A 22834-nucleotide genomic window follows, 5' to 3' on the forward strand; every position below is an offset into this window, starting at 1 on the left:
CATGGCACGTCGCCTGCTCTTCGTCACCGGCACCCGCGCCGACTACGGCAAGCTCGAACCGCTGGCCCTGGCCGCGCAGCAGGCGGGATTCGCCATCGGCTTCTTCGTCACCGGCATGCACATGATGGGCCGCTACGGCGAGACGCGGCTGGAGGTGCGGCGCTTTCCCGGGGCCGAGATCCACGAGTTCCACAACCAGCGCGAAGGCGATGCGCAGGAGTTCATCCTGTCCAAGACGGTGCTCGGCTTCTCCGACTTCCTGCACGAGCACCGGCCCGATCTGGTGGTGATCCACGGCGACCGGGTGGAGGCGCTGGCCGCCTCCATCGTCTGCGCCATGAAGTACATCCCCTCGGCCCATATCGAAGGCGGCGAGGTGTCGGGCACCATCGACGAGTCCATCCGCCACTGCAACACCAAGCTGTGCAGCGCGCATTTCGTGAGCTCCGAGCCGGCGCGCCAGCGGGTGCTGGCCCTGGGCGAGGCGGCGGCCAACGTGTTCAACATCGGCTCGCCCGAACTCGACACCCATGCCCGCCCCAGCGGCGTGACGCTGCAGCAGGTCAAGGAGCGCTACGCCATCCCGTTCGATGACTACGGCATTGCGGTGTTCCACCCGGTCACCTCCGAGGCGGCGAGCATCGGCGCGCAGGCGCAGTCGCTGTTCGGCCGGCTGCAGGCCAGCGGGCGGCATTTCGTGGTGATCGCGCCCAACAACGACCCCGGCACCGAAGACATCTTCCGGGTGCTGGAGGGCCTGCCGCCCGAGCGCTTCCGCCTGATCCCGTCCATGCGTTTTGCCTACTTCAGCGAACTCATGCGCCATGCCAGCGCCATGATCGGCAACAGCAGTGCCGGCGTGCGCGAGGCGCCCTTCCTGGGTGTGCCCAGCCTGGACGTGGGCACCCGCCAGAACCGGCGCGCCAGCGGCCCGTCGATCACACCCTGTTCGGCGTTCGACGTCGATGTGATCGACCGCTTCCTGACCGAATCCTGGGGGCGGCGCCTGGCGCCCGACACCACCTTCGGCGCCGGTGATGCCGCTGCCCGTTTCGTGCAGGTGCTGCAGCAGGCGTCGTTCTGGGAGCGGCCGCTGCAGAAGGTGTTTGCCGATGACTGATGCATCCCTGGCATGGCCCGCGCGCGGCTGGCTGGACCGCGCCACCGGTTTCTTCGACGGCATGGCGCGGTGGTCCGCGGTGGGCCTGCTGCTGGGCGTGCCGACCTCGATCGCCCTGGTCAACATCAGCATCCTGTTCCTGCTGATCGGCTGGGCCGGTTCGGGCCGCTGGCAGCGCAAATGGGACGCCTTGCGCGCCAGCCCGCTGACCTTGCCGGTGGTGTTGCTGTCGGCCTGGATGCTGCTGGGCATGGCGTGGACCGAGGCCGACCGCAAGGTGATCGGCTCCCACCTGTACGTGTACAGCAAGCTGCCGCTGATGCTGGTCCTGCTCACCGTCTTCGACGACGCCCGCTGGCGCCAGCGGGGCTGGTGGGCGTTTGCCGTCGGCTGCCTGATCACCCTGGGCTCGACCTACGCCAGCATCTGGGTGCAGATCCCCTGGGCCGATTCGTACCAGCGGGGCTTCGGTGTGTCCCACCACATCTTCAACGACTACATCGCCCAGGGGCTGGCCATGTCGGTGTTCGTGGCCTGGGTCGTGTCGCAGGCGATCGATGCGAAGCAGCCGCTGCTGCGATGGGGGTGGGCGCTGGTGGCCGCGCTGGGCGTGTTCAGCGTGACGCACCTGCTGGAAGGCCGGACCGGCCAGGTCACGGTGCTTGCCATGGGGCTGGCCATGGTGATGACCATCGAATCCGCCCGGGTCCGCTGGACGATGGTGGTGCTGCTCGTGGCGGGTGCCGTGGTGCTGGCCTTCAGCTCGCCCCTGATCGTGGCCAGGGTCACGCAGGCCCTGGCCGAGGCGCGCCAGTACGACAGCGCCGGTGTGGTCTCCACCTCCATCGGCGCCCGGCTGGACATGTGGCGCAACGCCTGGGGCATGTTCCTGGACAGTCCCTGGATCGGTCACGGTCCCGGCGGCTACCGGGTGCTGTCTACCGCCATCTACTCGATCGGGGCCCAGTGTTCGGTGTCGTGCATCCATCCGCACAACCAGTACCTGTTCTTTCTGGTGGACCATGGTCTGCCGGGCCTGCTGATGTACCTGTGGGTGCTGGGTTGTCTGGCGGCGCTGGTGTGGCGCAGTCATGGTGCGCAGCGCGCGCTGGTCACCGGATTCCTCGCGGTGCTGCTCGTGGACGGCTTCATCAACGGACCGTTCTGGGTCACGACCGAGCGCCATCTGTTCGCCACCGTGCTGCCGCTCCTGATGGCGGCCTGGCCGTCCCGCCCTTCCCCGACCGCCGGGGCCGGCACCGCATGATCCCCCTGTGGAAGCTGCGTCGGGAATGGGCGTCGCTGCAGCAGCAGCTGCAGGCCGTTCCGGAGCGGCTGATCGGCCCTTGGCGCCAGCGCCGGCTGGACGCCCGCTTTCCGGCCGACTGCCACGTGCAGGACGGTGGTCATCCGCTGACCGACAAGGTGGCCATCTTCCTGGTGTTCCAGCCGGCGGGCCTGAGCGATTCATGCCGCCAGACCTGCGAGCACCTGGCCCGCCAGGGCCACGCGGTGCTGCTGGTGGCCAACCACGCCGTGACGGCCACCGATGTCGAGCGCCTGCGCCCCTGGGTCTGGCGCTTTGTGCAACGGCCCAATTTCGGTTACGACTTCGGGGGTTATCGCGATGGCATCCGCCTGCTGCAGCACTGGGGTGTGGAGCCGGCGCAGGTGGTGATGCTCAACGACAGCATCTGGTACCCGGTGGTGCCGAGCGATGCCCTGCTGCCTGCCATGGAAGCCTCGCCGGCCTCGTTCACGGGCGCCTTCCGGTTTGTGGACCCGGGCGGCCATGACGCCGAGCATGCGGGCATCTTCCTGTCCTATTTCTTCCACTTCAAGCGCCCGCTCTGGCAGTCGAAGGTGTTCCGTCGCTACTGGAGCGACTATGTCTGCAGCAGCAACAAGGTGCTCACCGTCAAGCGCGGCGAACGGGGCTTCTCGCGCACCCTGATGGGCGCCGGTGTGCCCAGCGAAGGCATCCATTCGCGGGATCGGCTGATGGCTCTCCTGCGCGGGCTGCCGGACGAAGAACTGCGCAAGGTGCTGGATTACGCGGCCTACACCGACGAGTCCCTGCAGCGCCAGGGCGATGCCCTGCTGGCCGAATCGCCATCGGCCCCGGGCTGGCGAGATCGGGCGCTGGCGCAGCTGCAGGCGGCGGTCGACCGCCGCAACCCGGTGTCCACCCTGTGCTATGCCGCCATCCGGTGGATGGGCGTGCCTTACCTCAAGAAGAACGCGGGCGAGTTGCAGGTGCGCATGCGCCGGCAGTACCTGCGCGCCGTGGCGGCCGGGGATCTGCCGCACCCCGGCGAGGTGGTGCTGGCCGAGGTGAGGGCGCGCACGCCCGGGGCCTGAGGCGCCCTGGCGGGCTCAGACCACGCCGGCGTAGAAATCCAGGATGCGCTGGCGCATGGCGCCCAGGGTCCAGCCCGACCAGATCAGGGCACGGCCCTTGTTGTCGGTGACCACGTCGCCGTCGCGCAGCTTCATCAGGTTCTCGGGCTTGATGTCGATGCCGTTGAGGGTCACGGCCACCTGCTGGCGGCGCCGCGCGCGGATCCAGGGCAGCAGCGGCTTGATCCACAGCCACACCCGGATGCGCGACATGTACTCCAGCGTGAGCTTGACCGCAAACCGCCCGCTCAGGGCCTTCATGTGGGGCTGGGCGGCCCAGCTGATGAAGCGTTCGTCGGCGGCCATCGGGCGGTAACCCAGATCCGGGTGCTGCGCGAAGAGTTCGCGGAAGCGCTGTGCGATGTAGTGGCACTGCGCCGGGTGGAACACCACCAGCGACGAATTGCCCCGTGCGTACTTGCGGCCCTGTGTGCGCCGGTGGATGAACCGCCCCACCGGACCGAAGGGGATGATGGCGCTCTGCAGCATGGCCACGGTCTGAGGCGTGTCCATGAGGGACAGCGCCTGACCAAGGTCGCCGAACACCAGGGTGTCCAGGTCCACGTAGATGGCGGGCAGGTCGGTGGGCAGCACGCCGGGCTCGAACATGCACAGCTTGGCCTGGCAGCCGGCCCGCATCAGGGGGGGCTGCAGGAAGAAGGCCGGCATCTGCACCGGGGTCACGCGGGGGTCCAGGCCCTCGCGGTCACGGTCGGTGAGCAGCGTGAAGCGGGCCACGCCCGGGCTGTGCTCCGCGATCGCCCGCACCAGCCGGTTGACGATGGACACCGGGTACTTGGTGCCCCAGCAGATCAGCACGCACTGCCAGGCAGCACCGGGGGACGACGGGTTCATGAATGCAGGGATGGGAGCGTCACTGCGACAGCAGCGAATTGATCGGTCGCAGGTCGTCCGGCGTCAGCACGCCGGCGGCCTGTCGCAGCCGCAGGTTGCCCAGCAGCACGTTGTAGCGGGCCTGGGCCAGATCGCGCTTGGTCTGGAACAGCTGGCTCTGGGCATTGAGCACGTCGATGTTGATGCGCACGCCCACCTGGTAGCCCAGGCGGTTGGCGTCGAGCGCGCTCTGGCTGGAGGCCTCGGCGGCTTCCAGCGCCTTCACCTGGCCCTGGCCGGACACCACACCGAAGAACGCACTGCGGGCGGCCTGGTCGACACCGCGGCGCGCGCCTTCGAGGTCGTTGCGGGCCTTTTCCTCCAGCGCCAGTGTCTCCTTGATCCGGTTCTGCACCGCGAAGCCGGCAAACAGCGGCAGGTTGAGCTGCACGCCCACGCTGCCGGTGTTGGTGCGCACATTGCCGGGGATGCCCTGGATGGACGACGGGGCGCGGCTGGTGCCGTAGGAGGCCACCAGGTCCACCGTGGGCTTGTGGCCGGCCTCTGCCTTCCCGGTCTCGAGCTGGGCGATCTCGAGGTTGCGCCGGGCCTGCACGATGCTGGGGTGCTGTTCGCCGGCCATGTTCAGCCAGGCCTGCGGATCGGCCGGACTCAGTGGCGGCAGGTTCACCGGCAGCACCAGCGGGCGGGGCGCCGTGTTGCTGCGGCCCACCAGCTGGTCCAGGGCCAGTTTCTTGACGCGCAGGTCGTTCTCGGCCGCGATTTCCTGGGCCACCACCAGGTCGAAGCGGGCCTGGGCCTCGCGGGCGTCGGTGACGGTGGCGGTGCCCACCTCGAAGTTGCGCTGCGCGGCCGCCAGCTGCTCGGACACGGCGGTCTTCTGGGCCTGCACGAAGGTCAGCGTGTCCTGGGCCGCCAGCACGTCGAAGTAGGCCTGGGTGGTGCGCACCACCAGATCCTGCTCGGCCTGGGTCAGCCGGGCCTGGGCGATGTCGCGGGTGAGGGTGGCCTGCTCGTCGGTGAGCTTGGCCACCGGCCGGTACAGCGGCTGGCTGGCCGACAGGGTGGCTGTCCGGCTGCTGCTGGAGCCGTCCAGCAGGTTGTTGCTGCTGTCGCGGTTGTTCCAGCTGGCCCCGGCGCCCAGCCCCACCTGGGGCAGCAGGCCGGCCCGGGCCTGATCGGCCTGGGCCTGGCTGGCATCGAACTGGGCCCGCGCGGCCAGGTAGGTGGCGTCGAAGTCGCGCGCCGCCTGGTAAAGCTCCAGCAGGCTTTGTGCCTGCACCTGGGTGACGCCACCCAGGGCCAGCAGGCCGGCGGCGGCAATCTGCCGCAGCACGGAGCGCACGGGCAGGGACGGTACGGACAGCAGGTTCATGGTGTTCCTTGGCAGACGGTCGATCAATAGACGGGAACGGCCGGATCCAGTTCCTGGGACCAGCGATCGATGCCGCCGTGGATGTTGACCACCGACTCGAAGCCCTGGTTGTTCAGGAAATGCACCACCTGGGCGCTGCGCATGCCGTGGTGGCACAGGCAGGCCACCGGCCGCTGCGGGTCGAGCTCGGCCAGCCGGGCCGGGATCGTGCGCATCGGGATGTGCAGCAGCTCGAAGCCGTCGGGACGGACCGACGCGGTCTGCAGTTCCCAGGGTTCACGCACGTCCAGCACCAGCGGCAGGGGGCCGTCGGGCCGCTCCTGACGCACCTGTTCAAGCCATTGGGAAAGCTGGGCCGGGGTGATGGACTGCATGGCGGTCTGACTCAGAAACGGAAGCGCGAGGGCGCAGGGAAGTTCAGCAGGCGCGGGGCCACCGTGTCCCAGGGCTGGGCCGTCTGGAACGCGGCTTCGCCGGTGCGGGTGACGATGGTGGCCCGCATGACCGGTTCGTGACCGACGACGGCCGCCAGCCGCCCGCCCGGGGCCAGCAGCGACAGCAGGGCCGGCGGCACCTCGGCCACCGAGCCACCCAGCACGATGGCATCGAACGGTGCGCCCTGGCGGCACGCCGCGAAGTCCTGGGCGGCGGCATCGGCCTGCCGCACCTCGACCTGGGTCAGCCCCTGGCGGGCCAGGTTGGCGCGGGCCATGTCGGCCAGGGCGGGGTCGATCTCCAGGGTCACCACCTGGCGGGCCAGTCCGGCCATCAGGGCGGCCATGTAGCCGCTGCCGGTGCCGATCTCCAGCACGCGGTCGGTGGGCTTGAGCTGCAGGTCCTGCAGCAGGCGGGCCTGCACCTTGGGCGCCAGCATGCACGGGCCGTCCGTGCCCTGGGCCGTCAGGGGCAGTTCAAGGTCGGCGAAGGCCAGGGCCTTGTGGGCTTCGGGCACATAGTCTTCGCGGTGCACCCGGGCCAGCAGGTCGAGCACGCGGCCATCGAGCACCTCCCAGGGGCGGATCTGCTGCTCGATCATGTTGAAGCGGGCCTGTTCCGGGCTGAGGCCCAGTCCTGCGGGGGACGTCATCGAAGTACTCCTGTGGCGATGTTGAGCGGGGAACCCACGATTTTATCGGGGGGGTGTCCAGAGCCGGCGCAGCCAGCGGGCCAGGTCGTCGAGGTAGCAGTAGGCCACCGGCACCACCACCAGGGTCAGCACCGACGAGGTGATGACCCCGCCGATCACCGCCTGGCCCATGGGCGCGCGCTGTTCCGACCCTTCGGTCAGGGCAAAGGCCAGCGGCACCATGCCGAACACCATGGCCAGGGTGGTCATGAGGATGGGGCGCAGCCGCACGCGGGCAGCCAGCAGCAGGGCTTGTTCGCGTTCCATCGGGGGCTGGCCGTCCAGGCCTTCGCGGGCGCGGATGGCGAAGTCCACCAGCAGGATGGCGTTCTTGGTCACCAGGCCCATGAGCAGCACGATGCCGATGACCGAGAACATGCTCACGGTCGAGCCGAACATCAGCAGCGCCAGCACCACGCCGATCAGCGTCAGCGGCAGCGAGGTCATGAGCGCCAGCGGCTGCAGGAAGCTGTGGAACTGGCTGGCCAGGATCATGTAGATGAAGATGATGGCCAGCGCCAGCGCCGAGACTGCGTAGCCGAACGACTCCCGCATGTTCTTGGTGGAGCCGCCGAACTCGGTGCGGTAACCCGGCGGCAGCGCGATGCCGTCGAGCACTTTCTGGATCTCGGCCGTCACCTCGCCGGCCGAGCGGCCGTACACGTTGGCATTGATCGACACCTCGCGGTTGAGGTTGCGCCGGTTGATCTGGTTCGGGCCCGTGGCCTCCACCAGCTCGGCCACCTGGCCCAGCGGCACCACGCGGCTGCTGCCGTCGCTGGCGCTGGCCAGCACGAAGGGCAGCTGGCGCAGGTCGTCGGTGCGCTGGCGGTTCTCCGGGGCCAGACGGACGTTGACGTCGTAGCTCTCGCCGTTCTGGGCGCGCCAGTTGCCCACGGTGGTGCCGGCCACCCAGGTGCGCAGGCTGGCCGCCACCGACTGCGTGTTGAGCCCCAGGTCGGAGGCCACGTCGCGCTTGAGCACCACGTCCACCGTGGGCTTGTCGGGCTTGACGCTGGCGTCCAGATCGACCAGGCCGACGATGGGGCGGATGCGCTCCATCACGGTCTTCGTGAGCCGTTCGAGTTCGTCCAGATCGTCGCCCTGCAGCGAGAACTCGATCTGCTTGTTGCCGCCCACCGCATCCAGCAGGCCCACGTGGGTGACGGTGATGCCCGGCACGCTGCGCAGGCGTTCGCGCAGCACCGACGACATGGCGTCCACGCTGCGGCTGCGGTCCTTGCGGTCGACCAGCCGCACATAGATGCTGGCGTACATGGCGCCCAGCGAACTGCCGGTGTTGATGGTGGACAGCGTGTACTTCACCTCGGGGAACTCGCGCAGGATGGCTTCCACCTCGCGCGTCTTGGCCTCGGTGGCCTGCAGCGACGAGCCCACCGGCGTGTGGAAGCTGACCGAGGTTTCCGAGAAGTCGGCCTTGGGCACGAATTCGGTGCCCAGCAGCGGGATCACGAACAGGCTGGCCACCAGCGTGGCCACGGCCAGCGCCATGGTGGCCGCCTTGTGGCCCAGCGACCAGCGCAGCGCGGACTGGTAGGTGTCGGCCAGCTCGTCCTGGAAGCGGTCGAACCAGCCGGTGACGCGGCCCAGCGTGCGGTCATAGAGCGTGCGGCGGGCTGCAGGCGCGCCGCCGTGGTGTTCCACCGCCGGGTCGTGCCACACCGAGGACAGCATGGGGTCGAGCGTGAAGCTCACGAACATCGAGATCAGCACCGCCGCGACCATGGTGATGCCGAACTCGTGGAAGAACTTGCCGATGATGCCGCCCATGAAGCCGATGGGCAGGAACACCGCGACGATGGACAGCGTGGTGGCCAGCACCGCCAGCCCGATCTCCTGCGTGCCGTCCATGGCCGCGGCATAGGGTGTCTTGCCCATCTGCACATGGCGCACGATGTTCTCGCGCACCACGATGGCATCGTCGATCAGCAGACCCACCGACAGCGTGAGCGCCATCAGCGTGATCATGTTGATGGTGAACCCGAACAGGTTCATGAAGAAGAAGGTGCCGATCAGGGCGATGGGCAGCGTCAGCCCGGTGATGACGGTGGACCGCCAGGAGTTGAGGAACAGGAAGACGATGAGGACGGTGAGGATGGCGCCTTCGATCAGCGTCTGGCGCACGTTCTGCACCGACACCCGGATCGGCCGCGAGCCGTCGGCGATCGGCTCCAGGCGCACGCCCGGCGGCACCTCGGCCTTGAGAGCATCCAGGGCACCCTTGAGCCCGTCGACCACCGCAATCGTGTTCTCGTCCTGGGCCTTCTGCACCTGCAGCAGCAGGGTGCGCTGGCCGTTGTAGAGCGCCAGGCTCTCCACCTCCTGCACGCCGTCGGTCACGCGGGCCACCTGGCCCAGGCGCACCGGCTGGCCGTTGCGGCGGGCCACGATGATCTGTTCGAAATCGGCCGGGTTCTTCAGGCGCGAGAGCACCTGGGCCACCTGCTCCTGGCGGTCGGTCTTGAGCGTGCCCACCGGCAGGTCCTGGTTCTCGCTGCGCACGGCGGCGTTGACCTGTTCGGTGGTCACGCCCAGCGCTTCCATGGCGGACGGATTCAGGTCGATGTTGATGGCCCGGCGCGTGGCCCCCACCAGCGTCACCGAGCCCACGCCGCGCACGTTCTCCAGCCGCTTCTTGAGCACCTGCTCCGACCAGGTGGTGAGCTCCACCGCACTGGGCGAACGGCCGTTGACCGCCTCCGGGATCACCGCCACCGACCAGATGGAGCGGCTGGCCGGATCGAAGCGCAGCACGCGGGGCTCCTCCACCTCGTCGCGGAACACCGGGCGCAGGATGCCGATCTTCTCGCGCACGTCTTCGGCCGCCTTGCGACCGTCCACCGTGAGCTGGAATTCGATGATCACGACCGACAGGCCTTCGGTGCTGCGCGAGGTCAGGGTGTTGACACCGGCGATCGCATTGACCGATTCCTCGACCTTCTTGGTGACCTCGGACTCCACGATCTCGGGCGAGGCGCCCGGGTAGGCGGTGGTGACCACGACCACGGGGAAGTCGATGTTGGGGAACTGGTCGACCTGCAGCCGCTGGAAGGAGAAGGCGCCGAGCACCACGAAGGCCAGCATGACCATGGTGGCCAGTACCGGGTTGCGCAGCGAGACCTGGGTGAACCACATGGTGCTGTCGTGTTCCGTGCGTGTCGGGGGTCAGGGCTGCGGCAGGCGCACCGGGGTGCCGTCGCGGATCAGGCCGGCCGTGACCGACAGCACCGGCGTGCCGGGGGCCAGGTCGGGCGTGGCGCGCATCGGCTCGCGGTCCAGCAGGCCGGTGGCACCGTCGGCCAGCGGCAGGTGCACCACCGCGCCATCGCGGATGACCTGGATGTAGGGCTGGGGCTTGTCGTTGCGCACCGCGCTCTGCGGCACGGCGGCCACCTGCATCCGCCCGGTGACCACCTGACCCTGGGCAAACAGGCCCTGGCGCATGCCTTGCACCGCCGGTACCCGCAGGTACACCAGCACGCTGCGGCTGCCCGCCTGCACGCTGGGGTTGATGCGGGCCACCGTGGCCTTCACCGGCTCGACCAGCCCCTCGATGCGCAGCAGCGCGGTCTGACCGGCCTTCAGCGGAGCGGCCGCGCCCGGCGCCACGGTGGCCTCGACCTCGAAGGCGCTGAGGTCCACCACCTCCAGCACCCGCGCGTCCACGCCCACGCGTTCGCCGTCCTGCACCGGGCGGGCCGACACGAAGCCGGTCAGCGGCGAGCGCAGTCGGGTGTCCTGCAGCCCCTTGCGCGCAATGTCCAGCGCGGCCAGCGCCGCGCGGTGGTTGGCCTCGGCGGCGTCCAGGTTGGCGGTGGAGGTGTCCAGCGCGGTGGGCGAGATGAAGCCCTGCTTGACCAGCGCCTGGTTGTTGTCCTGGGTGCGGCGGGCAATGGCCACCTGGGCCTGCGCGGCCGTGGCCTGCTGTTCGGCCTGACGCACCCGGGCCTGGGCCTCGGTGCTGTCGATGCGGGCCACTTCCTGGCCGGCCTTCACGCGGTCGCCTTCACGCAGCGTCAGGCCCTGCACCTCGCCGGCCACGCGGGCCTTGATGGCGGCCGTCTCCACCGCCTTCAGGGTGCCCGACACCGGCACCGTGACCTCCAGATCGGCCTGCAGCACCGCGATCACGTCGCGCGGGCCGAGCTGGTAGGTGGGCACCGTCTGCAGGCTCTGCGCGGCCAGTGCCGCCGCCTTGGCCTGCGTGGCCCGGCGGTCCAGTGCGCGCACCACACCCCAGGCCACCGCCAGGATCAGCAACACCAGCAGGCCGAGCTGGATCTTGGCCGAACGGGACAGGGGGCGTTTCATGGGCGGGTCGATGGCGTGGGGCGGACCAGCATGCCGCGCAGCAGCAGGTCCACCTGGGTGTCGATGAAGCTCAGCGGGTCGATCGGGGCGGAGCTGGGGGTGCAGGCCGACATGGAGTGTTTCCACATCAGCAGGAAGATCATGGGTGCGATCAGTGAATAGACCGCGTAATCCAGGTGCAGGGCCCGGAATTCACCCCGGTCGATGCCACGCTGCAGGATGCGCCGGATCAGGTCATGCCCCGGGCGGATCACCTCCTGCTGGTAGAAGGCCGCGATCTCCGGGAACATGCCGGCCTCGCTCATCACCAGCTTGGTGATGCCCGAGGCCTGCGTCTGGCCGATGCGTTCCCACCAGCTGTTCATGCAGTAGCGCACCAGCTCGACGCTGTCGCCTTCGAAGCGTTCGAACTCCTCGTTCCATTCGGCAAAGCGGCCGGCGATCGTCTCGCGCACCACCGCCTTGAAGAGTTCTTCCTTGCTCGGGAAGTACAGGAACAGCGTGCCCTTGGACACACCCGCCCGAGCGGCCACCTCTTCCACCCGGGTGGCGGCAAAACCCTTCTCGACGAAGAGGGAGAGCGCTGCCTCCAGCAGTTCGCCCGGGCGTGCCTCCTTGCGCCGGGTTCGGCGCTGGCGGACGGGCGGTGTGTCGTCCGTGGTGGGGGAGGGGAGAGCGGGCGGTGCCATACGTCTAATGACCGGTGGGTCAGCAACTATAGCCCATCGGTCGACGACGGCGATGTCGCCACCCTGTCGCCCACGTAAAGCCCGGGTGAAGCCACCCGGGGGTTGAGGGATCAGCTGAATGCCTGAATCCCGGTGATGGCCCGGCCCAGGATCAGGGCATGGATGTCGTGGGTGCCTTCGTAGGTGTTGACCACCTCCAGGTTCACCAGGTGGCGGGCCACGCCGAACTCGTCGCTGATGCCGTTGCCGCCCATCATGTCCCGCGCGAGGCGGGCGATGTCCAGGGCCTTGCCGCAGCTGTTGCGCTTGAGGATGGAGGTCAGCTCCACCGGGGCCTGGCCCTCGTCCTTGAGCCGGCCCAGGCGCAGGCAGCCCTGCAGGCCCAGGCTGATCTCGGTGAGCATGTCGGCCAGCTTCTTCTGGATCAGCTGGTTGGCGGCCAGCGGGCGGCCGAACTGCTGGCGGTCCATCACGTACTGGCGGGCCCGGAAGTAGCAGTCCTCGGCTGCGCCCAGCGCGCCCCAGGCAATGCCGTAACGCGCGCTGTTGAGGCAGGTGAACGGGCCCTTGAGGCCGCGCACCTCGGGGAAGGCGTTTTCTTCCGGGCAGAACACGTTGTCCATCACGATCTCGCCGGTGATGGAGGCGCGCAGGCCCACCTTGGAATGGATGGCCGGGGCTGAGAGGCCCTTGAAGCCTTTTTCCAGGATGAAGCCGCGGATGGCGCCTTCGTCGTCCTTGGCCCAGACCACGAACACATCCGCGATCGGGCTGTTGCTGATCCACATCTTGCTGCCACTGAGGCTGTAGCCGCCGTCCACCTTGCGGGCCCGGGTGGTCATGCCGGCCGGGTCGGAGCCGTGGTTGGGCTCGGTCAGGCCGAAGCAGCCGATCCATTCACCCCGCGCCAGCTTGGGCAGGTACTTCTGCTTCTGGGCTTCGGTGCCGAATTCGAAGATGGGCACCATCACCAGCGAGCTCTGCACGCTCATCATGGAGCGGTAGCCGGAGTCCACCCGCTCCACCTCGCGGGCCACCAGGCCGTAGCAGACATAGTTCAGGCCGGCGCCGCCGTAGGCCTCGGGGATGGTCACGCCCAGCAGGCCCAGCTCGCCCATCTCGCGGAAGATGGCCGGGTCGGTGATCTCCTTGCGGAAGGCCTCGGTCACGCGCGGCGCCAGGCGCTCCTGGCAGTAGGCGTGGGCGGCCTCGCGCACCTGGCGCTCGTCGTCGGTGAGCTGCAGGTCGAGCTGGAACGGGTCTTCCCAGCTGAAGCTGGCCTTGGCCTTGGTGGGTGCGAGCATGTCGTGTCTCCGGGGGGTATGTGATGGGTGTGATTGTCCGGCCAGCATGCATGCCTGTCTAATATCGATGGTGTATTCATCCATACAGAAGGCATATCGATGGAATTCCGCCACCTGCGCTATTTCCTGGTGCTGGCCGAGGAGCTGCATTTCGGCCGGGCGGCCCAGCGCCTGTCCATTACCCAGCCGCCGCTGTCGCTCAACATCCAGCAGCTCGAGGCCTCGGTGGGCACGGCGCTGTTCCAGCGCAACAGCCGGGGCGTGCAGCTCACCGCAGCCGGGCAGGCCTTCGTGCCGGCGGCCCGGGCCCTGATCGACCAGGCCGGGCAGGCGGTGCAGGAGGCGCGCGATGTGGCCAACGGTCTGCTGGGGCATCTGCAGATCGGTTTTGCCGGCACGCTGCTGCACCTGGGGCTGCCGGCGCTGCTGCAGCGCTTCGAGGCCGACCACCCGCGCCTGCGGCTGGTGCTTCACGAGCTGAGTTCGGCCGAGCAGCTGGTGGACCTGGGCCATGAGCGGCTGGACGTGGGCTTCGTGCACACGCCGCGCGTGCCGCCGGGATTCTCGAGCGTGCTGGTGTCGCGCCAGCCTTTCGTGGCCTGCCTGCCGGCAGCGCATCCGCTGGCCCGCCGCAGGAAGATCCACCTGGCCGATCTGGCCCCCGAGCCGTTTGCCCTGGTCTCGCGCACCGTCTCGCCCGACTACCGCGAGCGTCTGCTGGGGCTGTGCACCGACCACGGCTTCGCGCCGGCCATCCGCTACGAGTTGCGCCACTGGCTGAGCGTGGCGGCGGTGGTGTCGCAGGGTCTGGCGGTGGCGCTGGTGCCCGCCGCCCTGCGCCAGAGCGGCCTGGCCGGTGCGGCCTTCGTGCCGCTGGACCGGCCCACGCCCCACTACGAAACCCGCTGCCTGTGGAAGACCGGGCGCGAGCCGGTGGCCCTGACGGCATTCCTGGACCACGTCAGGGCCATGGCCCAGCCGCTAGAGTGACGGGCTGATCCCCACCACACACGGAGCCTTCCATGAGCGACACCCCTTCTGCCGGCCGCGAGGTCATCGTCCTGGGCGGCGGCTGTTTCTGGTGCACCGAGGCGGTGTTCGTGCAGGTGCGCGGCATCAACGATGTGGAGTCCGGCTACAGCAACGGCCATGTGCAGCGGCCCAGCTACGAGCAGGTCTGCACCGGCAACACGGGGCACAACGAGGTGGTGCGGCTGGAGTTCGATCCGGCGGTCATCACCCTGCGCGACATCCTGGCCATCTTCTTCCTGATCCACGACCCCACCACGCTCAACCGCCAGGGCAACGATGTGGGCACCCAGTACCGCAGCGGCATCTACGCCACCAGTGAAGCCCAGCGCGCCGAGGCCCAGGCCTTCGTGGACGCGCTGACGCAGGAACAGGTCTATCCGCGTCCCATCGTCACCGAGGTGCTGCCGCTGGCCAACTACTGGCCGGCCGAGGACTACCACCAGGATTTCTTCGAGCGCAACCCCTACCAGGGTTACTGCATGGCGGTGGCCGCACCCAAGGTGGCCAAGTTCCGCCAGACCTTCAGCCGTTTCGTGAAGTGAAGGCCAGCAGGCGGGGCCACAGCACGCTCACCGCCAGGCCGGCCAGCACCAGCCCGCAGGCCAGCAGCTTCCACCCCGGCAGGCCCTCGCCGAGCGCCAGCGCCGAGGCGCCCATGCCGAAGATCGGCACCAGCAGGGCCATGGGCGTGACGGTGGCGGCCGGGTGCCGAGCCAGCAGCCAGTTCCAGGCGCCGTAGCCGAACAGGGTGTTGCCCAGGGCCTGCCACAGCACGCTGGCCCACACGCCGGGACCGGCCTGTTGCAGCGCATGGCCGATGGCCTGCGGCCCCTCCACCGCCAGCGAGATGGCCAGCAGCGGCGGCACCGCAAAGGCGCTGCTCCACACCATGAAGTGCAGCATGTTCACCGGCCCGAGCGACTTCACCACCAGGTTGGCGCAGGCCCAGAAGAAGGCCGCTCCCAGCACCAGGCCCACGCCGGCGGCCGTGACGCTGGCGTCCAGGTGCGAGCCGATGATGGACAAGCCGCCCACCGCCAGCAGCAGGCCGGCGATCTGCCAGGGCCGGATCCGCTCGCGCAGCAGCCACATCGACAGCCCGATGGTGAAGAACACCTGGGTCTGCACCACCAGCGACGACAGACCGGGCGCAATGCGGCCGTCGATGGCCAGGAACAGCAGGCCGAACTGACCCACGCCCAGCAGCACCCCGAACGCCGCCAGCTTGGACCACGGCGCGGTCGGGCGCGGCACGAACAGCAGCCAGGGCAGGGCCGAGAGCGCAAAACGCAGCGTGGCGAACAGGAAGGGCGGCAGGCCGTCCAGGCCCCAGCGGATCACCACGAAATTGGTGCCCCAGACCGCCACCACGGACAGGGCCAGCAGGAGATGGGTCAGCGGCATGCCGGCAGCATGGCCTCAGTCGCCGCGGGCGGCTGTCACCAGGGCGCGGGTGTTGTGGCGCATGAGATCGATGTAGGTGGCGGCCGGGCCGCCGGCGGGCGAGAGCGAATCCGAGAACAGCGCGCCGGAGGGCTTGACGCCGGTCTCGCGGGCGATCTGCTCCATCAGGCGCGGGTCGGCGATGCTTTCCACGAACAGGGCCTTGACCTTCTCCTGCCGGATCTGCCGCACCAGGCGGGCCACACCCTGGGCCGAGGCCTCGCTCTCGGTGCTCACGCCCTGGGCGGCCAGGAAACGCACACCATAGTCGCGGGCGTAGTAGCCAAAAGCGTCGTGCGAGGTGATGACCTTGCGCCGGTCGGCCGGCACACCGCTCCAGGCCTGACGGATCTCCTGATCGAGTGCCTTGAGCTGGCCGGCGTAGTTCCGGGCATTGGCCTGGTAGGTGTCGCAGCCCGCAGGATCGGCCTTGCACAGGCCGTCGGCCACCCGGCCGACCATCACCAGGGTCTGGGTGACGCTCTGCCAGGCATGCGGGTCGACGCCCCCGTGGTCGTGGGCGTGGCCGTGGTGGTGGCCTTTGGCCTCCTTGCGTCCGCCCTCGCGCAGGACTTCGATCCCCTGCGACACCACCACCTGGGGGCCGCGGTACGCGGTGGACTTGAGGAGCCGGCTCAGCCAGCCCTCGAAGCCCATGCCGATGGAGAACACGGCCTGTGCCTGCCCGACCAGGCGGGCATGGGTCGGCGTGGGCTGGAACACGTGCGCGTCCGCACCCGGTCCGACCAGCACGTCCACCGCCACCCGGTCGCCGCCGACCGCCCGCACCCAGTCGCCCAGGATGCTGAAACTCGCCACCACCCGCACCGGCGGGCTGGCGGGGGTCTGTGCCTGGGCCAGCAGCGGCAGGCAGAGCAGGGCGGCGAGCAGGGGGCGGCGGATCAGGGTCGTCATGGCAGGAGAACGCAGTGGGAGTTCAGGCACGGAGGTGCGAATGCCCGGGCCGGCTGTGGCGCAGCAGGCCTTCGGGCGCGGCGAGCATCGACAGGGCGTAGACCAGTCCCAGGCAGAGCACGATCACCGGGCTGGTGGGCCAGTCGGCATGGAAGGAGATCAGCAGGCCGGCCAGGCTGGCGCCCAGGGCCAGCACCACCGACAGGCCCATGAGCGGCAGGATGCGGGTCACCCACAGGCGCGCCGCGGCGGCGGGCAGCACCATCAGCCCCACCGCCAGCAGCGTGCCCAGGGCATGGAAGCCGGCCACCAGGTTCAGCACCACCAGCACCAGGAAGCCGTGGTGGGCGATGGCGCTCCAGGGGCTCATGCCGCGCAGGAAGCCGGGGTCCAGGCTTTCGATCACCAGCGGTCGGAACAGCAGGCGCAGGCCGATCAGCGAGGTCAGGGTGATGCCGCCCAGCAGCAGCAGCGCATCGTTGTCCAGCGCCAGCACGGTGCCGAACAGCACATGCAGCAGGTCCACGCTGTTGCCCTTGACCGAGACGATCAGCACCCCGCTGGCCAGCGACAGCAGGTAGAAGGCCGCCAGGCTGCTGTCTTCGCGCAGCACCGTGTGGCGCGCCACCAGGCCGGAGCCCACGGCCACCAGCAGGCCGGCGGCAATGCCGCCCAGCGTCATGGCGGTGAGCGACAGGCCGCTGACCAGGTAGCCCACGGCGGCACCGGGCAGGATGGCGTGGGCCATGGCATCGCCGGTCAGGCTCATGCGCCGCAGCAGCAGGAACACCCCCACCGGGGCGGCCCCCAGGGCCAGCGCCAGACAGCCCAGCAGCGCATGGCGCATGAAGGCGAACTCGGCAAAGGGCGACCACAGCAGATCGATCATGGGTGCGCTCCGTGGGGCGCGTGCCCTTCATGGCCTGTGTGCGGGTCGTGCACCTCGCACACCTCGGCCTTTTCTTCGAACGGTTCCTGCAGCCGCTGGGCTTCGTCCCAGTGGGCATCGGTCAGCACGTCGGCGGTGGCGCCGAAGCGCGCGCGGTGGCGGGCCAGCAGCAGCGTGAGGGGAAAGTGGCGGCGCACCTGCTCCAGGTCGTGCAGCACCGCGATCACGGTGCGGCCTTCGCCGTGCCAGCGGTGCAGCAGGGCCAGCAGCTCGTCGGTGGTGCGGGGGTCCACGGCGGTGAAGGGCTCGTCCAGCAGTACCACCCGCGCGTCCTGGGCCACCAGCCGGGCGAACAGGGCGCGCTGCCACTGGCCGCCGGAGAGCGTGCCGATCGGCCGCGATTCGAAACCCGTCAGGCCCACGGCCCCGATGGCGTGCTGCACCGCCTCGCGGTCGGCCGCCGACGGCTTGCGCCACGGCCCCAGACGGTGCCAGCGGCCCAGCATCACGAACTCGGCCACGCTCAGGGGAAAGCTGCGGTCGATGCTGCTGGCCTGCGGCAGCCAGGCCACCGCGTCGGCGGGCGGTGCGTGCAGGTGGCCGCCCAGTGGCGCCAGCCGGCCGGCCAGGGCCTTGAGCAGGGTGGATTTGCCGGCCCCGTTGGGCCCGACCACGGCCACCAGATCGCCTGCGTGCACCGACAGGTTGAGGTGGTGCACCGCCGGGTGGCGGTCGTGACCCAGGGTCAGGTCATGGAGGTCGATGAGGGCGGAGTGGGCCACGGCGGCTTTATGATCTTGCAACCGAGTTGCGATCCGGCGATCATATCGCAACCCGATTGCAATAATCACCCGGCGGGATCCGTCCCGCCCGCAGGAGCCCGAGTGACCCGTTCCGCGTCCCGCGACCCCCATGCCGCCACCGAGCCCTTGGCCGTGCCGCCCGACATCCAGGCCCGTCTGACGCAGGCCGGTTTGCGTCGCACCCTGGCCACGCGGGCCGTGATCGGCCTGTTCCTGGCGCGCCCGGAGCAGGGCCTGACCCATGCCCAGGTGCTCCAGGCCCTGCAGGCCCGCGGGCCTGCGGTCAACCGGGTCACGCTCTACCGGCTGCTGGACCGGCTGGCCGCCATCGGCGTGCTGGAACGCCACACCGATGGCGACCGCACCTGGCGCTTCACGCTGGCCGACGGCCCGGCCGACGCCGCCGTGCCGCGATTCGAATGCGACGCCTGCCACCAGCAGTTCCGCCTGCCCGACGCCGCCGAACCCACCCGCGCGGTGGTGGAGCAGCTGCAGCACACCCTGGCCCGGCTCGGCCACCAGGGCGGGCGCATCGATCTCGCCGTGCACGGCACCTGTGCAACCTGCGCCGGCGAACCGGGGCCGGACGCCCACTGAGCCCTGCCCGCCCCGGGGTGGCGCCCAGGCGACCCGGGCGGGCGGAGCCGGCGCGGGCCGGCGCTAGGATCGGCGGGTGAACTTCGCCGAGCACCCCGTCATCGCGTCCCTGACGCCCGTCTTCCTCCTCATCGCCGCCGGTTTCCTGGCCGGCCGTCGCGACTGGATCCGCGAGAGCGCGGTCAAGGACCTCTCCAACCTGGTCTTCCTGCTGCTCATTCCCTCGCTGCTGTTCCGCACCATGAGCAGCGTGCGCTTCGAGTCGCTCGACCTGCGCCCGATTGCGGCCTACTTTCCGGCCGCACTGCTGCTGCTGTTCGGGTCGATTGCCTGGCGCGGCTTCAACCGGGCCAGCGTGGTGCGGGCGCTGGCCGGCACCTTCTCCAACATGGTGATGATCGGCATCACCCTGATCGGTCTGGCCTACGGACAGGCCGGCCTGGTCACGCTGCTGACCCTGGTGTCGGTGCACGCCCTGATCCTGCTGACCCTGGGCTCGGTGGTGCTGGAGCTGGCGGTGGCGCGCGAGGCGCGGGCCGGCGGGCAGCGCGCCCCCCATGTGCTGGAGACCGCGTGGTCGGCCTTCAAGGGGGCGCTGATCCACCCCATTCCGCTGCCCATCCTGTGCGGGCTGCTCTACGCCCAGACCGGCTGGGGGCTGCCGGCGGTGGTCGACAAGCCCTTGCAGCTGCTGGGCAGCGCCTTCGGCCCGATCTCGCTGGTGCTGGTGGGCGTGACGCTGGCCCGCACGCCGCTGGGCGGGCACCTGCGCGATGCGCTGTGGATCGCCGCCTCCAAGAACCTGCTGCTGCCGGTGCTGGTGGCGGCATCGTGCTGGATGGCCGGCATCGACGGCCTGCAGTTCACCGTGATGGTGGTGGCTGCAGCACTCCCGGTGGGCGCCAACGTGTTCCTGTTCGCCCAGCGCTACGAGGTGGACCAGGAGCTCACCACCGCCAGCATGGGGCTGTCCACCATCCTGGCCATGGTCACGCTGAGTGCGGTCATGGCCCTCACTGGCTGATCTTGCGGGCTTCCTCGATCTGGTACTCGAAGTAGTGCTGGATGCCGAATGCGAGGCTTCCCATGAAGGACACCGTGCCCACCATGAGGGCGGCGATCAGGGCGCCGATGGTGACCCAGCTGGTGCCGCCGGCAGGCGCATCGGCGGCATGGTCCGGATTGAACTGGCGGTTCCATTTCTCGCGGTCCATCAGCGCGTAGATGATGCCGGCCAGGCAGGCGGTGGCCATCGACAGGCCCAGCAGCGGAATGAGCACCCACGAGAGCTTGTCGTCCTGCCCGTAGGCCAGCACCCGCTCCACCCCCCACCAGCCCAGCGCCGTTGGCACCGGGTGCAGCCAGCCCACCCAGTCGCCCAGACCCTTGAGGTAGAAGCGGTGCAGGCCCAGGGTGCCGCCAAGCACGGCCAGCACCACGGTGATCGTCTTGTTGCGGGGCGCGGCCATCAGTCTTCCTTCGGCGGGGTGGTGTCGCCGCTGCCCAGGCTGCGCTGCATCAGCACGATGTCCAGCCAGCGCCCGAACTTCCAGCCGCACGAGCGAATGGTGCCCGCATGCTCGAAACCCATGGCGGTGTGCAGACCCACCGACCCGGCGTTGTCCGAGTCGCCGATGACGGCCATCACACGCCGCACGCCAGCGCGCTCCAGCGCGGCCAGCAGTTCGGTCATGAGCAGCCGGCCCAGGCCCTGGCCGGCCGCATCGTGGGCCATGTAGATCGAGTCCTCCACCGAGAACCGGTAGGCTGGCCGGGGCTTGAACCAGTTGCCGTAGGCAAAGCCGCGCACGGTGCCGGCGTCGTCCTCGACCACCAGCCAGGGCAGGCCCTTGCCCAGCACGTCGGCGCGTCGGGCGGTCATGTCGGCTTCGGTGGGCGGGGTGGTCTCGAAGGTGCCGGTGCCATGCAGCACATGGTGGGCATAGATGGCGGTGATGGCCGGGATGTCGGCGTCGCGGCTGGGGCGGATCAGGGGCATGGGGCGGGGAGTGTGGTGCCGTTCCCTGGGCGGGAGGGCGGGCTATAATCGCGGGTTTTGTGGTGTTCCGCTGACCGGGTGGTCAGTCGTGTCTGGAGCGCTGCAATGATTGGATCGCTGTGTCGGGTGCCTGGGAAGGCATGCGGGCTGTGATCCGAAAGCGGTTCGAAAGATCCGCTGGCACGTTGCGATGTTCGCGGCGTTGCCGAACCACCCGAAGGATAAATCATGGTCGTGATCCGACTCTCCCGTGGCGGCGCCAAGGCCCGTCCGTTCTACAACATCGTGGTGGCCGACAAGCGCGCTCGTCGCGACGGCCGTTTCATCGAGCGCATCGGTTTCTACAACCCGCTGGCCCGTGGTGGTGAAGAGCCGCTGCGCATCGCCCAGGACCGCCTGACCCACTGGATCGGCGTCGGTGCCACCCCGTCCGACACCGTGGCCCGCCTGATCAAGCAGGCCGCCGCTGCCACCCCGGCAGCCTGATCGGCCGCCGCAGACCCGTCCCGTCATGACGACGGCATTTCAGGCGTCGGCCCTGCCGGCCGACGCAGTGGAACTCGGGCGGGTCGGCGAGGCCTGGGGCATCAAGGGCTGGGTCCGCATCCAGCCCCACAGCGCCGACACCGAAGCGCTGTTCGCCTCCAAAGACTGGTACCTCCAGCCGCCCGAGCCCCGGTTCGCGCGCGGCTTTTCGGCGTTCCAGGGCGCCGTCTCGGTGCGCGTGGCCGAGATCAAGACCCACGCCGACGGCATCGTCGCCCGGCTCGACGGCATGGACGACCGCAATGCCGCCGAGGCCCTCAAGGGCGTGCGCATCAGCCTGCCCCGCAGCGCCTTCCCGGCCACGCCCGAGGGCGAGTACTACTGGGTCGACCTGATCGGCCTGCAGGTGGTGAACCGCGAAGGCGTCGACCTGGGCGTGGTGCGCGATCTCATGCCCACCGGACCCACCTCGGTGCTGGTGCTCGAATACCCGCTGGTGCAGGACGGCGTCGAGACCGTGGGCGAACGCCTCATCCCCTTCGTGTCCGCCTACATCGACGAGGTGGACCGCGCGTCCCGCCGCATCAAGGCCGACTGGGGCACCGACTACTGAAGCCCGGGCCGGCCCCATGCGCTTCGACGTCATCACCCTGTTCCCCGAACTGTTCGAGCCGTTCCTGCAGCACGGCATCACCCGGCGGGCCTTCGAGTCGCGCCAGGTCGACGTGCGGCTGTGGAACCCGCGCGACCATGCCGACGGCAACTACCGCCGGGTGGACGACCGCCCCTTCGGCGGCGGGCCGGGCATGGTCATGATGGCCGAGCCGCTGTGGCGCTGCCTGCAGGCCATCCGGGCCGACCGCGCCGAGCCCGACAACGCCCGCAGCCCGGTCATCCTGTTTTCTCCCATCGGCGAGCGGCTGGACCATGCGGCGGTGGAACGCTGGGCCGAGAGCCCCGGCGCCATCCTGGTGTGTGGCCGCTACGAAGGCATCGACCAGCGCTTCATCGACACCTGCGTCGACCGTCAGATCAGTCTGGGCGATTTCGTGCTCTCGGGCGGCGAGCTGCCGGCCATGGCCCTGATCGATGCGGTGGCCCGCCTGCAGCCCGGCGTGCTCAATGACGAAGGCAGCCACCAGCAGGACAGCTTCAATGCGGCGCTCGACGGGCTGCTGGATTGCCCGCACCACACCCGTCCCGAGGTCTGGGACGGTCCGCAGGGGCCGTCGGGCGTGCCTGAGGTGCTGCTGGGGGGCAACCATGCCCACATCGCCCGCTACCGCCGCGAGCAGAGCCTGCAGCTCACCGCCCGCCTGCGCCCCGACCTGATCGATCTGGCCCGGCAGGCCGGGCGTCTCAGCCGGGCCGACGAATCCTTCCTGCGGTCGCAGGGCTTGCTATAATTCCGGGTTATTCGATCCTCTGACCGGCCGCTGTGGCCGAGCTCCGCGCCGGATCCGCAGCCT

24 protein-coding genes are annotated in these 22834 nt (G+C 69.5%); 10 read left to right on the forward strand and 14 right to left on the reverse strand.

The window, feature by feature from the left end; all coding sequences use genetic code 11:
* Position 1 precedes the first annotated feature (1 nt).
* Genes neuC through CAP38_RS05535 form a run of 3 tightly spaced genes read left to right on the forward strand, consistent with a single transcriptional unit; the run spans position 2 to position 3481 of the window.
* Positions 2-1120, forward strand: a complete 1119-nt coding sequence (gene neuC, locus CAP38_RS05525; RefSeq protein ID WP_086121045.1) for a UDP-N-acetylglucosamine 2-epimerase — start codon at positions 2-4, stop codon at positions 1118-1120.
* Entirely contained in the window at positions 1113-2387 is a 1275-nt protein-coding gene (locus CAP38_RS05530; protein ID WP_179188466.1) for an O-antigen ligase, read from the forward strand. Before neuC ends, CAP38_RS05530 begins: the two co-directional genes overlap by 8 nt.
* Positions 2384-3481 (forward strand): rhamnan synthesis F family protein, encoded by a 1098-nt coding sequence (locus tag CAP38_RS05535; RefSeq protein ID WP_086119915.1) that lies wholly within the window; start codon positions 2384-2386, stop codon positions 3479-3481. The genes CAP38_RS05530 and CAP38_RS05535 overlap by 4 nt, the downstream gene beginning before the upstream one ends.
* Positions 3482-3496: 15 nt before the next feature.
* On the opposite strand, the gene CAP38_RS05540 is transcribed toward CAP38_RS05535, so the two are convergent.
* The 8 genes from CAP38_RS05540 to CAP38_RS05575 all read right to left on the reverse strand — a co-directional run bounded on the left by CAP38_RS05540 (position 3497) and on the right by CAP38_RS05575 (position 13201).
* The gene (locus CAP38_RS05540) at positions 3497-4375 is read right to left on the reverse strand and encodes a hypothetical protein (protein WP_086119916.1); all 879 of its coding nucleotides are present in this window, start codon (positions 4373-4375) and stop codon (positions 3497-3499) included.
* A 19-nt stretch (positions 4376-4394) separates the two neighbouring features.
* Complete coding sequence (locus CAP38_RS05545) at positions 4395-5750, reverse strand: TolC family outer membrane protein (protein ID WP_086119917.1); 1356 nt, start codon at positions 5748-5750, stop codon at positions 4395-4397.
* A gap of 23 nt (positions 5751-5773) precedes the next feature.
* Entirely contained in the window at positions 5774-6124 is a 351-nt protein-coding gene (locus CAP38_RS05550; protein WP_086119918.1) for a rhodanese-like domain-containing protein, read from the reverse strand.
* A gap of 11 nt (positions 6125-6135) precedes the next feature.
* Positions 6136-6837, reverse strand: coding sequence for a protein-L-isoaspartate O-methyltransferase (locus tag CAP38_RS05555; RefSeq protein WP_086119919.1), 702 nt, complete (start codon positions 6835-6837; stop codon positions 6136-6138).
* Between the two features lie 42 nt (positions 6838-6879).
* Positions 6880-10032, reverse strand: coding sequence for an efflux RND transporter permease subunit (locus CAP38_RS05560; protein WP_086119920.1), 3153 nt, complete (start codon positions 10030-10032; stop codon positions 6880-6882).
* A 30-nt stretch (positions 10033-10062) separates the two neighbouring features.
* Positions 10063-11208 (reverse strand): efflux RND transporter periplasmic adaptor subunit, encoded by a 1146-nt coding sequence (locus CAP38_RS05565; RefSeq protein ID WP_086119921.1) that lies wholly within the window; start codon positions 11206-11208, stop codon positions 10063-10065.
* Positions 11205-11897: a TetR/AcrR family transcriptional regulator gene (locus CAP38_RS05570; protein ID WP_086119922.1), complete on the reverse strand. Its 693-nt coding sequence runs from the start codon at positions 11895-11897 to the stop codon at positions 11205-11207. Before CAP38_RS05570 ends, CAP38_RS05565 begins: the two co-directional genes overlap by 4 nt.
* A gap of 110 nt (positions 11898-12007) precedes the next feature.
* Positions 12008-13201 carry an acyl-CoA dehydrogenase gene (locus CAP38_RS05575; protein WP_086119923.1) on the reverse strand — a complete coding sequence of 398 codons (1194 nt, stop codon included), beginning with the start codon at positions 13199-13201 and terminating at the stop codon, positions 12008-12010.
* Positions 13202-13300: 99 nt separating this feature from the next.
* Between CAP38_RS05575 and CAP38_RS05580 the strand changes: the two genes are divergently transcribed.
* Entirely contained in the window at positions 13301-14191 is an 891-nt protein-coding gene (locus tag CAP38_RS05580) for a LysR family transcriptional regulator (protein ID WP_086119924.1), read from the forward strand.
* Positions 14192-14223: 32 nt separating this feature from the next.
* Positions 14224-14775 (forward strand): peptide-methionine (S)-S-oxide reductase MsrA, encoded by a 552-nt coding sequence (gene msrA, locus CAP38_RS05585; RefSeq protein ID WP_086119925.1) that lies wholly within the window; start codon positions 14224-14226, stop codon positions 14773-14775.
* On the opposite strand, the gene CAP38_RS05590 is transcribed toward msrA, so the two are convergent.
* From CAP38_RS05590 to aztA, 4 genes are read right to left on the reverse strand one after another with little or no spacing between them, the layout of a single operon-like run.
* A complete protein-coding gene (locus tag CAP38_RS05590) occupies positions 14756-15637 on the reverse strand; it encodes an EamA family transporter (protein ID WP_086119926.1) in 882 nt (293 codons plus the stop codon). The two genes, msrA and CAP38_RS05590, sit on opposite strands and share 20 nt — an antisense overlap.
* Before the next feature lie 15 nt (positions 15638-15652).
* Positions 15653-16591: a metal ABC transporter solute-binding protein, Zn/Mn family gene (locus CAP38_RS05595; protein ID WP_086119927.1), complete on the reverse strand. Its 939-nt coding sequence runs from the start codon at positions 16589-16591 to the stop codon at positions 15653-15655.
* Positions 16592-16613: 22 nt separating this feature from the next.
* Positions 16614-17480 (reverse strand): metal ABC transporter permease, encoded by an 867-nt coding sequence (locus CAP38_RS05600; protein WP_086119928.1) that lies wholly within the window; start codon positions 17478-17480, stop codon positions 16614-16616.
* Positions 17477-18262 carry a zinc ABC transporter ATP-binding protein AztA gene (aztA, locus tag CAP38_RS05605; protein ID WP_256924300.1) on the reverse strand — a complete coding sequence of 262 codons (786 nt, stop codon included), beginning with the start codon at positions 18260-18262 and terminating at the stop codon, positions 17477-17479. Before aztA ends, CAP38_RS05600 begins: the two co-directional genes overlap by 4 nt.
* Before the next feature lie 102 nt (positions 18263-18364).
* Between aztA and CAP38_RS05610 the strand changes: the two genes are divergently transcribed.
* Positions 18365-18880 carry a Fur family transcriptional regulator gene (locus CAP38_RS05610; RefSeq protein ID WP_179188458.1) on the forward strand — a complete coding sequence of 172 codons (516 nt, stop codon included), beginning with the start codon at positions 18365-18367 and terminating at the stop codon, positions 18878-18880.
* A 76-nt stretch (positions 18881-18956) separates the two neighbouring features.
* A complete protein-coding gene (locus CAP38_RS05615; RefSeq protein ID WP_086119930.1) occupies positions 18957-19904 on the forward strand; it encodes an AEC family transporter in 948 nt (315 codons plus the stop codon).
* On the opposite strand, the gene CAP38_RS05620 is transcribed toward CAP38_RS05615, so the two are convergent.
* Both CAP38_RS05620 and CAP38_RS05625 read right to left on the reverse strand, forming a co-directional pair.
* Positions 19894-20349 carry a TM2 domain-containing protein gene (locus CAP38_RS05620; RefSeq protein WP_086119931.1) on the reverse strand — a complete coding sequence of 152 codons (456 nt, stop codon included), beginning with the start codon at positions 20347-20349 and terminating at the stop codon, positions 19894-19896. The two genes, CAP38_RS05615 and CAP38_RS05620, sit on opposite strands and share 11 nt — an antisense overlap.
* Positions 20349-20879, reverse strand: a complete 531-nt coding sequence (locus CAP38_RS05625) for a GNAT family N-acetyltransferase (RefSeq protein WP_086119932.1) — start codon at positions 20877-20879, stop codon at positions 20349-20351. The genes CAP38_RS05620 and CAP38_RS05625 overlap by 1 nt, the downstream gene beginning before the upstream one ends.
* Before the next feature lie 228 nt (positions 20880-21107).
* Between CAP38_RS05625 and rpsP the strand changes: the two genes are divergently transcribed.
* Genes rpsP through trmD form a run of 3 tightly spaced genes read left to right on the forward strand, consistent with a single transcriptional unit; the run spans position 21108 to position 22771 of the window.
* Positions 21108-21365 carry a 30S ribosomal protein S16 gene (gene rpsP, locus CAP38_RS05630; protein ID WP_086119933.1) on the forward strand — a complete coding sequence of 86 codons (258 nt, stop codon included), beginning with the start codon at positions 21108-21110 and terminating at the stop codon, positions 21363-21365.
* 25 nt (positions 21366-21390) lie between these two features.
* The gene (rimM, locus tag CAP38_RS05635; protein WP_086119934.1) at positions 21391-21978 is read left to right on the forward strand and encodes a ribosome maturation factor RimM; all 588 of its coding nucleotides are present in this window, start codon (positions 21391-21393) and stop codon (positions 21976-21978) included.
* A gap of 16 nt (positions 21979-21994) precedes the next feature.
* Positions 21995-22771, forward strand: a complete 777-nt coding sequence (gene trmD, locus CAP38_RS05640) for a tRNA (guanosine(37)-N1)-methyltransferase TrmD (RefSeq protein ID WP_086119935.1) — start codon at positions 21995-21997, stop codon at positions 22769-22771.
* Positions 22772-22834 lie beyond the last annotated feature (63 nt).

This window comes from Hydrogenophaga sp. IBVHS2, from assembly GCF_002127215.1.
In the GTDB taxonomy this organism is placed as follows: Bacteria; Pseudomonadota; Gammaproteobacteria; order Burkholderiales; family Burkholderiaceae_C; genus Hydrogenophaga.